At 68.5% G+C, this 13798-nt stretch carries 10 protein-coding genes; all 10 read left to right on the top strand.

Going from position 1 to position 13798, the window contains the following annotated elements; genetic code table 11:
* Nucleotides 1-245: 245 nt before the first annotated feature.
* The 10 genes from C5E41_RS25220 to proB all read left to right on the top strand — a co-directional run bounded on the left by C5E41_RS25220 (nucleotide 246) and on the right by proB (nucleotide 13457).
* The gene (locus C5E41_RS25220) at nucleotides 246-2948 is read left to right on the top strand and encodes a valine--tRNA ligase (RefSeq protein WP_104378232.1); all 2703 of its coding nucleotides are present in this window, start codon (nucleotides 246-248) and stop codon (nucleotides 2946-2948) included.
* A gap of 50 nt (nucleotides 2949-2998) precedes the next feature.
* Complete coding sequence (gene folC, locus C5E41_RS25215; protein ID WP_439956495.1) at nucleotides 2999-4423, top strand: bifunctional tetrahydrofolate synthase/dihydrofolate synthase; 1425 nt, start codon at nucleotides 2999-3001, stop codon at nucleotides 4421-4423.
* Nucleotides 4424-4684: 261 nt separating this feature from the next.
* Entirely contained in the window at nucleotides 4685-5122 is a 438-nt protein-coding gene (locus C5E41_RS25210; protein ID WP_439956490.1) for a DUF4233 domain-containing protein, read from the top strand.
* 45 nt (nucleotides 5123-5167) lie between these two features.
* Nucleotides 5168-5569 carry a nucleoside-diphosphate kinase gene (gene ndk, locus C5E41_RS25205; RefSeq protein ID WP_030512744.1) on the top strand — a complete coding sequence of 134 codons (402 nt, stop codon included), beginning with the start codon at nucleotides 5168-5170 and terminating at the stop codon, nucleotides 5567-5569.
* A 336-nt stretch (nucleotides 5570-5905) separates the two neighbouring features.
* A complete protein-coding gene (locus C5E41_RS25200) occupies nucleotides 5906-6103 on the top strand; it encodes a hypothetical protein (protein WP_104378231.1) in 198 nt (65 codons plus the stop codon).
* 127 nt (nucleotides 6104-6230) lie between these two features.
* Nucleotides 6231-9677 (top strand): translation initiation factor IF-2 N-terminal domain-containing protein, encoded by a 3447-nt coding sequence (locus C5E41_RS25195; protein ID WP_104378230.1) that lies wholly within the window; start codon nucleotides 6231-6233, stop codon nucleotides 9675-9677.
* Nucleotides 9678-10018: 341 nt separating this feature from the next.
* Nucleotides 10019-10330 (top strand): 50S ribosomal protein L21, encoded by a 312-nt coding sequence (rplU, locus tag C5E41_RS25190; protein WP_030512746.1) that lies wholly within the window; start codon nucleotides 10019-10021, stop codon nucleotides 10328-10330.
* A 48-nt stretch (nucleotides 10331-10378) separates the two neighbouring features.
* A complete protein-coding gene (rpmA, locus tag C5E41_RS25185; RefSeq protein ID WP_104378229.1) occupies nucleotides 10379-10645 on the top strand; it encodes a 50S ribosomal protein L27 in 267 nt (88 codons plus the stop codon).
* Between the two features lie 126 nt (nucleotides 10646-10771).
* Entirely contained in the window at nucleotides 10772-12232 is a 1461-nt protein-coding gene (obgE, locus tag C5E41_RS25180) for a GTPase ObgE (RefSeq protein WP_104378228.1), read from the top strand.
* A gap of 106 nt (nucleotides 12233-12338) precedes the next feature.
* Nucleotides 12339-13457: a glutamate 5-kinase gene (proB, locus tag C5E41_RS25175; RefSeq protein WP_104378296.1), complete on the top strand. Its 1119-nt coding sequence runs from the start codon at nucleotides 12339-12341 to the stop codon at nucleotides 13455-13457.
* Nucleotides 13458-13798: the final 341 nt, after the last annotated feature.

Below are 13798 nucleotides of genomic sequence, written 5' to 3'. Positions count from 1 at the left end.
TCCGCATCCCGGCGGCGAACCTGCGAGCATGCTGAGTGGCAAACCCACACCTGCACAACGGATTCGGGCAAAAGCTGAGAATTGCATATGGATTGGTGTATTGCGCCGATCCGGGCGGTAGTCTCGAAGACGTGGGCGGGGTTTTCGGTGTCCCTCATCCGCCGAAACCCCCGCCCTATATCTTTCTCCGGTGCCGTGTGCAGGGCCGTGTCGAGTCCACCTGTTCAACTCCGTAGAATCGCACGGTGACCAGCGCAGCCCCTGATAACTCGCGAAATCGTGCCGACGCCCTCCCCAAGACCTGGAACCCCAGCGATGTAGAGGCCGACCTGTACGAGCGCTGGGTAGCGGCCGGTTACTTCACCGCCGACCCGGCCAGCGACAAGCCGCCCTATTCGATCGTGCTGCCACCGCCGAACGTCACCGGCAACCTGCACATGGGCCACGCCTTCGACCACACCCTGATGGACCTGCTCACCCGCCGCAAGCGGATGCAGGGCTACGAAGTGCTGTGGCTGCCCGGTATGGACCACGCCGGTATCGCCACCCAGACCGTGGTCGAGAAGCAGCTCGCCGTCGACGGCAAGACCAAGGAAGACTTCGGTCGCGAACTGTTCGTCGACAAGGTCTGGGATTGGAAGCGCGAATCCGGCGGCGCCATCCAGGGCCAGATGCGCCGCCTCGGCGACGGCATCGACTGGAGCCGCGACCGCTTCACCATGGACGAGGGCCTGTCCCGCGCGGTGCAGACCATCTTCAAGCGCCTCTACGACGCCGGACTGATCTACCGGGCCGAGCGCCTGGTGAACTGGTCGCCCTCGCTCGAGACCGCCATCTCCGACGTCGAGGTGAAATACGAGGACGTCGAGGGTGAACTCGTCTCGCTGCGCTACGGCTCGCTGAACGACGACGAACCGCACGTCATCGTGGCCACCACCCGGGTGGAGACCATGCTCGGCGATACCGCGGTGGCGGTGCATCCCGAGGACGAGCGATACCGGGCACTGATCGGCACCACCGTCTACCACCCGATCACCGGCCGCCAGATCCCGATCGTCGCCGACGACTACGTCGACCCCGAATTCGGTTCCGGCGCAGTGAAGATCACCCCCGCGCACGACCCCAACGACTTTGAGATCGGCCTGCGGCACAACCTGCCGATGCCGACCATCATGGACAAGACCGGCAAAATCGCCGACACCGGAACCGAATTCGACGGGATGGACCGGTTCGAGGCGCGCGTCAAGATTCGTGAGCGGCTGGCCGCCGAGGGGCGCATCGTCGCCGAGAAGCGTCCGTACCTGCACAGCGTCGGCCACTCCGAGCGCTCCGGCGAACCGATCGAACCGCGCCTGTCGATGCAGTGGTGGGTGAAGGTCGAATCGCTGGCCAAGGCCGCCGGTGACGCGGTGCGCAACGGCGCGGTGACGATCTATCCGGCGAGCCAGGAACCGCGCTGGTTCGAGTGGGTCGACAACATGCACGACTGGTGCATCTCGCGGCAGCTGTGGTGGGGCCACCGCATCCCGATCTGGTACGGCCCCGAGGGCGAGATCGCGTGCGTGGGCCCCGACGAGCAGGCGCCCGAGGGCTGGGTGCAGGACCCGGACGTCCTCGACACCTGGTTCTCCTCCGGCCTGTGGCCCTTCTCCACCATGGGCTGGCCGGACGCCACCCCGGAACTGGTGAAGTTCTATCCGACCAGCGTGCTGGTCACCGGCTACGACATCCTGTTCTTCTGGGTGGCCCGGATGATGATGTTCGGCATGTTCGTCTCCGAGGATCCCGTCATCGCCACAGGCAAGGATGCCGGGCGACAGCAGGTTCCGTTCGACGACGTCTTCCTGCACGGCCTCATCCGCGACGAATTCGGCCGCAAATACTCCAAATCCAAGGGCATCGGCGTCGACCCGCTGGTGTGGATCGACGAATACGGTGCGGACGCAACACGTTTCACCCTCGCCCGGGGCGCTCAGCCGGGCAGCGACCTGTCGGTCGGTCCGCCGCACGTGCAGGCCTCGCGCAACTTCATCACGAAGCTGTTCAACGCCAGCAAGTTCGCGCTCATGAACGGGGCCGCGCCGGGCGAACTGCCCGAACGCGCCACCCTCACCGATACCGACCGCTGGATCCTCGACCGGCTGGACGAGGTGCGCGCCGAGGTGGACTCGGCCTTCGACCGCTACGAATTCGGCAAAGCCTGTGAGGCGCTGTACCACTTCGCCTGGGACGAGCTGTGTGACTGGTACCTCGAATTGGCCAAGGTGCAGTTCGCCCAATCGGAGGAGCGGGCCGCGAGCACGCGCGTCGTCCTCGGCAACGTGCTGGATTCGGTGCTGCGCCTGCTGCACCCGGCCATCCCGTTCGTCACCGAAACACTGTGGCAGGCCCTCACCGAGGCCGGCGAGGACCACTCGCTGGTGATCGCGGCGTGGCCGCGGTCCTCGGGGGTCGCCACCGATACCGTTGCGGCGCAGCGCATCGCGGATCTGCAGAAGCTCGTCACCGAGATCCGCCGGTTCCGCAGCGACCAGGGCCTGACCGACAAGCAGAAGGTCGCCGCGAAACTGATCGGCATCGATATCGCCGACCTCACCGGGCTGCACGCGGAGATCGCCAGCCTGGCCCGGCTCACCGATCCGGACGCCGGCTTCTCCGCGACCGCCGCGGTGGAGGTGCGCCTGTCCGGCGCCACCGTCACCGTCGAACTGGACACCTCCGGCGCGGTCGACCTCGACGCTGAACGCCGCCGGCTGGAGAAGGATCTCGCGGCCGCACAGAAGGACCTCGCCGCCACCAGCGCCAAACTCGGCAACGAGGCCTTCCTGGCCAAGGCGCCCGACGAGGTGGTCGCCAAGATCCGCACCCGCCGCGAGGTCGCCGAATCCGAGGTGACCCGGATCGGGGCTCGGCTGGCGCAGATCACGGAGCTGGCGGCGAAGAAGTGAGTGGCGGCGAAGGATTCGACCGCGAACCGCTCGCCGGCGGTGCGGACCGGCTGCGCACCGGTCCCTCGCCGGTGGACCTCGCCGAAATGGCCCTGGTCGAGGCCGAACTCGACCAGCGTTGGGGTGAGACCAAGATCGAGCCGTCGCTGACCCGGATCGCGACGCTGATGGACCTGCTCGGCTCCCCGCAGCAGAGCTATCCCGCCATCCACATCGCCGGCACCAACGGCAAGACCTCGGTCACCCGGATGGTCGACGCGCTGCTCACCGCGCTACACCGGCGCACCGGGCGGTTCACCAGCCCGCATCTGCAACTGGCGACCGAACGCATCGCCGTCGACAACGCGCCGATCACCCCGGCCCGCTACGTCGAGATCTATCGGGAACTGCTGCCCTACGTCGAGATGATCGACGCGCGATCGACCGACGGCGCTCTCGGCGACGGACCGGGACCGCGGATGAGCAAATTCGAGGTCCTCGTCGCGATGGCGTACGCGGCGTTCGCCGAGGCGCCCGTCGATGTCGCGGTCGTCGAAACCGGGATGGGCGGCACCTGGGACGCGACCAACGTCATCGACGGGCAGGTCGCGGTGATCACGCCGATCGGCCTGGACCACACCGACTATCTGGGGCCGGATCTGGCCTCGATCGCCGGTGAGAAGGCCGGGATCATCAAGAAGTCGCCGCAGGATCTGCTGATTCCGCGCGACACGGTCGCCGTCATCGCCGAACAGGATCCCGAGGCGATGCAGGTGCTGCTGCGGCGCGCGGTGGAGGCCGATGCCGCAGTGGCCCGTGCCGGCTCCGAGTTCCGGGTGCTGTCACGGCGCGTCGCGATCGGCGGTCAGGTACTGGAGATCCAGGGGCTCGGTGGGGTCTACGACGAGATCTTCCTGCCGCTGCATGGCGAACACCAGGCGCACAACGCGGCGCTGGCACTCGCCGCGGTCGAGGCGTTCTTCGGCGCCGGCGCGCAGAAACAACTCGACATCGACGCGGTGCGCGCCGGATTCGCTGCTGCGGCCAGCCCGGGCCGGATGGAACGAATGCGCAGCGCGCCCACCATCTTCATCGACGCCGCGCACAATCCCGCCGGTGCGCGAGCGCTGGCCGCGACCCTCACCGAGGAATTCGACTTCCGTAGGTTGGTAGGTGTGGTCGCGGTGCTCGCGGACAAGGACGCGGGCGGCATCCTCGCCGCGCTGGAGCCGGTGCTGGACGAGATCGTCGTCACCACCAACGGTTCACCGCGGGCGCTCGGCGTCGACGAACTCGCCGACCTGGCGGTCCAGCGTTTCGGTGACGAGCGAGTCGTCACCGCGAACAGCCTCGCCGATGCGGTCGAAACCGCGATCGCCATCGCCGAGGAAGCGGGCGACGCCGGCGAACCGGTATCCGGCGCGGGCATCGTGGTCACCGGCTCGGTGGTCACCGCGGGTGCGGCGCGCTCGTTGTTCGGGAAGGACCCCGCGTGAAGCGGTGGGCCGGAGGCGGTAGCTTGCGTGACCACGCAGGCCCGGCGGAACGCGGCATCGGATACAGCGTGAAGCGGTGGGCCGGAGGCGGTAGCTTGCGTGACCACGCAGGCCCGGCGGAACGCGGCATCGGATACAGCGTGAAGCGGTGGGGCGGAGGCGGTAGCTTGCGTGACCACGCAGGCCCGGCGGAACGTGGATGCAGCGTGCAGTGGGAAGCTGGTGTCGACGGCATCGGCGGTCGGGCGCGGAGGAGGCAACGTGAGTAGCGAGGACGAGGTCCGCGGTGAGCGCGGGACACCGAAGCCGGGTGTACCCGCGCCCGTGACCGACCCGTGGAAGAGTTTCCGCGGGGTGATGGCCGGTGCGCTGGTACTCGAGGCCATCACAGTGCTGCTGGCGCTGCCGGTGGTCGGTGCCGTCGGCGGCGGACTGAGCTGGTGGTCGGTGACCTATCTGGTCGGCCTGGCCGTACTGATGTTCATCGGCTCCGGAATGCAGCGCCGCTCGTGGGCCGTGCCGTTCAATCTCGGCCTGCAGGTGCTGGTGCTGGCCGGGGGATTCGTTCATCTGTCGATCGGCATCATCGGCGTCGTGTTCGCTGCGGTGTGGGCGTTCATTCTGGTCCTGCGCTCCGACGTCAAACGCCGCATGGACCAGGGTTTACTGCCCAGCCAGCGGATGCAGGGCTCGTCCTGACGGCTCGGTTCGGAGTCCTGTGGCAGCGCCGGTTAGAGTGGCGCCGTGACTGAGCAGACGTTGGTACTCATCAAGCCGGACGGCGTGGCCCGAGGCCTGGTTGGTGAGATCATCACCCGCATCGAACGCAAAGGCCTGAAGATCGCGGCCCTCAAGCTCGAACAGGTTTCCGAAGAACTTGCCGCCGCCCACTACGCCGAACACGCCGACAAGCCGTTCTACGGCTCGCTGATCGAATTCATCACCTCCGGACCGGTCGTCGCGGCCATCCTCGAAGGCCCGCGCGCCATCGCCGCCTTCCGCCAGCTCGCCGGCGGCACCGACCCCGTCGAGAAGGCCGTCCCCGGCAGCATCCGCGGCGACTACGCCCTGGAAACCCAGTTCAACCTCGTGCACGGTTCCGATTCGCCGGAATCCGCGAAGCGCGAAATCGCACTCTGGTTCTAGCCTGAATCTTTTGGCTTCGCTTCGCTCGCGAACGGTCGCTCGTAAGACTAGCTCCGTGCGGGGCCGGATAAGCGGGTCGGGTGCCTTCCGGTTGTCGGGTTTTGCCGTCGGCTCAGTCGTCACTCTCTGGTGATCGTGCTGTGGTCGGTGGGATTTCCCTCGGCCCACTGTGATCATTTGCTCGTGGGTCGCCGCGACACTCCAGCGAGTGATGCGCGTGGCTAGGGAAAGACCTACTCAGGTGTAGGAAAGGGCCGCCGGTGGGGCCACGGAAACGGTGCGGTCGCGCTCCGATGGCGTGCCAGTGGGTCGCTGTGTGGGATACTGGAAGCGGATGTGATCGACGCCTACCTATCGGGGCAGGTGGCGAACGCAACCGAATGGCACCGCGGCTCGACGCCGATCATCGCTGCCCCGGACGGCTACAAGACTCGGCTGTTCGGCGGCACGCTGGATGAGCGCTCGAGCTCAGGTGTGAAAGCCAACAGCCAGGCGCCGCGTGACCAGTTAGCCCGAACGACGTACGACAGGTGATAACCGGGCACGCGGGGCGAGACCATCAGACCTTGCGCCACAGGCGTGAGGCGAACGGACAGCGCCCCCGCGTCGGCCGCGTCACTCTCGTACGAGTGGGACGCGCCCGGGGGCCCGAGGAGATTTCGTGGCCGATCAAGAGCCGCAAGGAACATCGCAGAGCAATGGTGAATCCACCTCGACCGAGGTGGCCGGGGTAGGGGAGGCAGCGCAGTTGCCCGAACGTATCCGGGTGCACGCGCTGGCGAAACTTCTGGGAACCACCAGCAAGCGCATCCTTGCCCACCTGACCGAACTGGGCGCAGAAGCGCGCAGCGCCCAATCCAGCCTGGACCGGACCGTCGCCGAATCCGTGCGCGACGCGCTCGTTCCCCCACCACCCGGCACCGAGCAACCGGTCGCCGAACAGGCCGAGACGCCCGCTCCGGCGCCCGCTGAGAGTGCGTCTCCGGCGACCACATCCACCGCCGCGGCCGATACCGCGCAGACCGCCACCTCGCCGGATACGGCCGGCCGGTCCGAGCCGAGCGAGTCCGGCGCATCCACCGCGGTTGCCGAAGCCGAGACCGCCGAGACCGAGACGGCCGACACCGAGACCGCCGACACCGTGCAGGCCACCGGCGTCGTCGAGACCGCGAACCCGATGGCATCGGAATCGCCCGCCGAGCCCGAAGCACCGCATACTTCGCTGTTCACCAGCCCCTTCCAGCAGCCCGCCACGCAGCCCGAACAGCCGGTCGTCTTCGAGTCGGCGAGTATCGCGGCCGCGCCGCTGTTCTTGCCGCCGGATGCCGCGGCCGCCGAGGAGATGCGCCGCCGCCGCCGCGCCGAGCGCGAGGCCAAGGCCGCCGAGAAGGTCGCAGAGAAGGCCGCCGAGAAGGTCGCAGAGAAGGCCCCCGAACCCCTGCCGGAGGAAACGCCCGCCGAGCCCGAGACCGTCGCGGCAGCCGAAACCGAGACCGAATCCGGCGGCGACTGGGACGACGAGCAGTCGCGCGACGAGCAGGAGGACGGCGGTCGTTCGCGTCGTCGCCGCCGCGGCCGGCGCGGTCGCGGCCGGGGCCGGGGCGAACAGCACGCCGATCACGAGTCCGACGACGAATCCGACGACGAGGACGAGTCGCACGCCGACTCCGAGGAATCCGCCGAGGAGACGGCCGCCGAGCAGAGCGACGAGGAGAGCGACGACGAATCGGGTTCGATGCCGGAGGGTTCCACCCGCCGCCGTCGCCGTCGCCGTCGGCGCAAGGCCGGTGAGGACAACGAATCCGAGCCCGCCGACGACGATCCGCCGAACACCGTCGTGCACGAGCGGGAACCCCGCAACAAGCGCCGCACGGTCGACGAGGTGCAGGGCATCAGCGGGTCGACCCGGCTGGAGGCCAAGCGGCAGCGTCGTCGCGACGGTCGTGAGGCCGGTCGCCGCCGCCCGCCGATCCTCACCGAGTCGGAGTTCCTGGCCCGCCGCGAAGCGGTCGACCGGGTCATGGTGGTCCGCGAGAAGTCCTTCCCGGCCGGTGAACACTCGCATGTCGGCGCGACTACCCAGGTGGCGGTGCTCGAGGACAACATCCTGGTCGAGCATTTCGTCACCAACACCGGCACCGCGTCCATGGTCGGCAACGTCTATCTGGGCAAGGTGCAAAACGTGCTGCCCAGCATGGAGGCGGCGTTCATCGATATCGGCCGCGGTCGCAACGGCGTCCTCTACGCCGGTGAGGTGAACTGGGAGGCCGCCGGGCTCGGCGGCAAGGAACGCAAGATCGAGCAGGCTCTCAAACCCGGCGACACCGTCCTGGTGCAGGTCAGCAAGGATCCGGTCGGGCACAAGGGCGCCCGGCTGACCACACAGATCAGCCTGGCCGGTCGCTTCCTGGTCTATGTCCCAGGCGGGACCTCGACCGGTATCAGCCGCAAACTGCCCGACACCGAGCGCAAGCGGCTCAAGGAGATCCTGCGCGATATCGTCCCGCAGGATGCCGGAGTGATCATCCGCACCGCGTCCGAGGGTGTGAGCGAGACCGAGCTGGCCCGCGATGTCGAGCGGCTGCAGGCCACCTGGAAGACCATCGAGAAGCAGGCCGAGAACGGGTCGGGAGCGCCGAAGACCCTGTACGAAGAGCCGGACCTGCTGGTGAAGGTGGTCCGGGACCTGTTCAACGAGGACTTCTCCAAGCTGGTCATCGAGGGTGACCGGGCGTGGACGACGGTCGAGAACTACGTCCGCACCGTCGCACCGGACATGCTGGCCCGGGTCGAGCGCTACGAGAACAACGGCGTGGACGTCTTCGGCAGCCTGCGCATCGACGAGCAGCTGGCGAAGGCCCTCGACCGCAAGGTGTGGCTGCCTTCGGGCGGCACCCTGGTCATCGACCGCACCGAGGCGATGACTGTGATCGACGTCAACACCGGCAAATTCACCGGTTCCGGCGGCAGCAATCTGGAAGAAACGGTCACACGCAACAACCTGGAGGCCGCCGAGGAGATCGTGCGCCAGATGCGGTTGCGCGATATCGGCGGCATGATCGTCGTCGACTTCATCGACATGGTGCTGGAATCCAACCGGGATCTGGTGCTGCGTCGCCTCACCGAGGCGCTCGGGCGCGACCGCACGCGCCATCAGGTGTCGGAGGTCACCTCGCTCGGCCTGGTCCAGATGACCCGCAAGAAGCTGGGTACCGGACTGGTCGAGGCGTTCTCCACCACCTGTGAGCACTGCCACGGCCGCGGCATTATCGTGCACAACTACCCGGTCGAGACGGCGCCCGCGGACGAAGGGTCCGGCCGCCGCGAAGGCCGTCGCCGCCGCAAGGACAAGGATCGCGACAAGGACACCAAGCAGGCGGGCACCGCCGTGCCCGAGACCGCGGATTCGCATCCCGAGGAGGAGGCGGCCGCCAGGCGTGCTCATCCGGTCGCGCTCGCGATGGCCGCGCATCACGCCGACGACGAGGTAGCCGAGGCCGCTGCGCCGGTCGAGGCGAAGGCGGAACCGAGGCCGCAGGCCAAGGACTCGCGGGATTCGCGCCGGGGACGTGCGAAGGCGGCGGCCGCGGTCGCCGAATCCGCCGAAACCGAGGCCGGCCGAGCCGAACCCGCGCACGCGGAAGCAGCCGAACCGGTGGCCGCCGAACAGGTGGGCGCCGGTCGAGACGGCGCCGAGCCGGTCGCGGAGCCCGAGCGGCCCGCGCGTGAGCCCGCTGCCGAGCCGGAGCCCGCGGTCACCGGCCGAGTCGGAGCCCAGTCGGCGTCGGCCGAGCCTGTGTCCACTCCCGCTCCGGCGGAGACGAAGCCGGTCGAGACGAAGCCGATCGAGACGAAGCCGACCGAGACGAAGCCGACCGAGCAGGGTCTGGAGGCAGGTGCCCGCCGTGGCCGTCGCCGGGTGGCTCGCACCGCGTCGGCTCCGTCGACCGACAGCCGAGGCGCGGTCTTCGTCCTGACCGACGCCGATCAGGACAGCGCGCCGAAGTTCTCGCTCGACGAACTGGCTCCGGCCGAGGTGACCCCGCGGCAGCGGACCCGTCGCCGGGCCGCCGGGCGGGCCGCGGGCGCGCCGGAGTCGCCGAACTGATCCGAGGCGTCGAACCGGAGAACTCGCAGCACAGGCCCCGCCCGCACGGCGGGCGGGGCGCCGCCGCGGATCGCGTTCGAAGTGGTGGCGACCCGGTTTGGTGCGTGGGGTGGCAGTCCTGTAATCTTGGACAGTCGCTGCCCGGTGACAGCACCGTGTTGTGTTGAGAAAAACGCTGCGCTGTCATGAGATCCGGCTCGAAACGAGCCCTCCGGTGCGGAAGAAGTACCGAGGCGGCGGTGACTATCAGACCAGTCGTACGGCGGTTTCCGGTGTCCACCGGCAGGCGGCCGTGTGAGCAGAGTGCCGAGCACTAGTTGAGGAAAGAGGGCAGCCGACCGATGGCAACGTACGCGATCGTCAAGACCGGCGGAAAGCAGTACAAGGTCGCGGTCGGTGACCTGGTGAAGGTCGAGAAGATCGAGGGTGAACCGGGCACGGCCGTATCGCTGTCGCCGGTGCTGGTGGTTGACGGCGCCGAGCTGACTACCGATGCCGACAAGCTGGCCAAGGTTTCGGTGTCCGCCGAGGTGGTCGAGCAGACCAAGGGCCCGAAGATCCGGATCCACAAGTTCAAGAACAAGACCGGCTACCACAAGCGTCAGGGCCACCGTCAGAAGCTGACGGTCCTGAAGGTCACCGGCATCAAGTAATTTCGACCTAGCGGAACCACCCGGTTTCGAATCGAGGAGTTTTCAGCCATGGCACATAAGAAGGGTGCGTCCAGCTCTCGCAACGGTCGCGATTCCAATTCCAAGCGGCTGGGTGTGAAGCGCTTCGGCGGCCAGGCCGTCAAGGCCGGCGAGATCCTGGTTCGCCAGCGCGGAACCCACTTCCACCCCGGCGTCAACGTCGGCCGCGGCGGCGACGACACGCTGTTCGCCCTCGAGGCGGGCGCGGTCCGGTTCGGCACCAAGCGGGGCCGCAAGACCGTCAACATCGTGGTACCGGAGCCGGTGCAGGCCTGAGCCGCGCCGGAGCCTTCTCCACACATTCTTCGAAGCGGGCCAGGGTTTAGCAGATAAACCCTGGCCCGTTCGCCGTTCCGGGAGGCTCACCACCACCGTCCACCGAAACACAGAGGTCCAGCTGGCATGTCCAAATTCATCGATCGTGTGGTACTGCACGTCCGCGCCGGTAAGGGCGGCCACGGCTGTGCCTCGGTGCATCGGGAGAAGTACAAGCCGCTCGGCGGACCCGACGGTGGCAACGGTGGCAACGGCGGGGATGTGATTCTCGAAGTCGACCCGAACGTGCACACGCTCTTGGACTTCCACTTCCACCCGCACGCCAAGGCCGGCAACGGCAAACCCGGCGAGGGCGGTAACCGCGATGGCAAACAGGGTTCGGAGCTGCTGCTGAAGGTGCCCGACGGCACTGTCGTCATCGATGACGACGGGGAGGTCGTGGCCGATCTGGTCGGCGCCGGCACCCGGTTCGTAGCGGCGCGCGGTGGCCGCGGCGGCCTCGGCAACGCGGCGCTGGTGTCGCGTGCCCGCAAGGCGCCCGGCTTCGCCCTGCTCGGTGAGGAGGGCGAGGAGCGCGATCTCGTGCTCGAACTGAAATCCGTCGCCGATGTCGGTCTGGTCGGCTTCCCCTCGGCCGGAAAATCCTCGCTCGTCTCGGTGCTCTCGGCGGCCAAGCCCAAGATCGCCGATTACCCCTTTACCACGTTGGTGCCGAATCTCGGCGTGGTGTCCAGCGGTGACACCACTTTCACCGTCGCCGATGTTCCGGGCCTGATCCCCGGCGCCAGCGACGGGCGCGGGCTGGGGCTGGACTTCCTGCGGCATCTCGAGCGATGCGCGGTGCTGGCCCACGTAGTCGATTGCGCCACACTGGAACCCGGCCGCGATCCGATCTCCGATGTCGACGCGCTCGAGGCCGAACTGGCCGCCTACCGCCCCGCCCTGCAGGCCGACGCCGGGCTGGGCGATCTGGCCGATCGGCCGCGCGTCGTCATCCTCAACAAGGCCGACATCCCCGATGCCGCCGAATTGGCCGAGATGGTGACGCCCGAGTTCACCGAGCGCGGCTGGCCGGTGTTCACCATTTCCGCGGTGAGCCGGGAAGGCTTGCGGCCGTTGATCTTCGCTCTGGCGGACATGGTCCGCGAGTATCGCGAGGCGCATCCGAAAGCGGCGCCGAAGCGTCCGGTGATCCGGCCCGTGGTGGCCGGGGAGACCGGCTTCACCGTCGAACCCGATCCGGAGGTCGAGGGCGGATTCATCGTCCGCGGGGAGCGCCCCGAAAGATGGGTGCGCCAAACGCAGTTCGACAACGACGAGGCCGTCGGCTACCTGGCCGACCGGCTCGCGCGCCTCGGCGTCGAGGACGAACTGGTCCGCCAGGGCGCCGAGCCCGGCGCCGAGGTCACCATCGGCGATGTGAGCTTCGAGTGGGAGCCGCAGATCTCGGCCGGTGTCGATATGGTGATGACCGGGCGCGGGACCGACCCCCGCCTGGACCAGACCGACCGCATCTCCGCCGCCGAGCGCAAGCATGCCTCCCGGGTGCGCCGCGGCCTGGTCGCGGAGGACGAGGACCAACCGTGATGGCCCGCCACGCCGGTTTCGCCGGTGTGCGCGGGCATGCCGGTCCGGTGGTCGTCGTGCGTCACGGTGGTGGCGCGTCAAGTGAGTGAGTGTTGTTGTGGCACAGGTGGATTCTGACAAGGGAGCGGTAACTACTCGGCAGTCGATCCGGACCGCGCGCAGCGTGGTGGTCAAGATCGGCTCGTCGGCGCTGACCAGCCTGGAGGGCGGACTCGACAACGCGCGTCTGGACAAGCTCGCCGAGGCGATCGAGGCGCGTATGCGCGCCGGGTCGGATGTGGTGGTGGTGTCATCCGGCGCGATCGGCGCCGGCATAGCCCCGCTCGGATTGGCCTCCCGCCCAAGGGATCTCGCGACGAAACAGGCCGCGGCGAGCGTCGGCCAATTGGCGCTGGCCCACGCCTGGGGCACCTCGTTCGCCCGATTCGACCGGGTTGTGGGGCAGGTGTTGCTCACCGCGGGTGACTTCGCCCGGCGCGAACACCACCGCAACGCACAGCGCACCCTCGACCGCTTGCGCGCCCTGCACGCGGTCGCGGTGGTGAACGAGAACGACACCATCGCCACCGAGGAGATTCGCTTCGGTGACAACGACCGGCTGGCCGCGCTGGTGGCGCATCTGGTCGGTGCGGATGCGCTGGTTCTGCTGTCGGATGTGGATGGACTCTACGACGGCGACCCCCGCAAGGGCGCCGCCACGTTCATTCCCGAGGTGCGCAGCAGTGCCGACCTCGACGGTGTGATCGCCGGTAGCGGTGGCGCGCTCGGCACCGGCGGTATGGCGTCGAAGCTCTCGGCCGCGCGCCTCGCCGCCGACGCCGGCGTGCCCGTCCTGTTGGCCGCCGCCTCCGACGCGGCGCTGGCACTGCGCGACGCCTCGGTGGGCACGGCCTTCGCCGCGCGTCCGATCCGGTTGTCGGCCCGCAAGTTCTGGGTCCGCCACGCCGCCGACAGCCGCGGCGCCATCCACCTCGACGCCGGCGCCGTCAGAGCCGTCGCGCATTCGCGCCGGTCGCTCCTCGCCGCCGGCATCACCGGCGTCAGGGGCCGCTTCTACGGCGGTGATGTGGTCGACCTGCTTGCTCCCGACGGCCGTACCGTGGCGCGCGGCGTCGTCGAATACGACAGCACCGAACTGCAGGCCATGGCCGGCCACTCCACCTCCGAACTGCCGGAAGGTATGCAACGCCCCGTCATTCACGCCGACGATCTGGTGAAGTTGTAGGGACGTCATCCCCAGCGCGAATGCCACGGGTCATCCCCGCCACCGCCATCCCGCGCTGATCACCAGCTCTACCCGGTCTGGGCGGTCGATGCGTTCCCCCGGCCACCGCCCCGGACTGCCGACATCTCTCGCGATTCCGACTCCTGCGCACCCCGGCGCGGATACCCCGGGTTGGTCGGGAGTCGCCGGTGTGTCGGCCGTCTGGCGAATATCGATCATCCCGGCGGCGATACCCCGGGTTGGTCGGGAGTCGTGGGCGTATCGGTGTTGGGGATGGGACCGGTGATACCTGGCTGACCTTCCTGGTCGGTGAGCGGAGGCGCCGACGGGGCGGGTGGGCC

The organism is Nocardia nova, from assembly GCF_002933465.1.
GTDB classification, from domain to species: Bacteria; Actinomycetota; Actinomycetes; order Mycobacteriales; family Mycobacteriaceae; genus Nocardia; species Nocardia nova_B.
The sequence above is the reverse complement of the archived record's forward strand: the minus strand, read 5'-3'. Positions and strand labels throughout refer to the sequence as shown.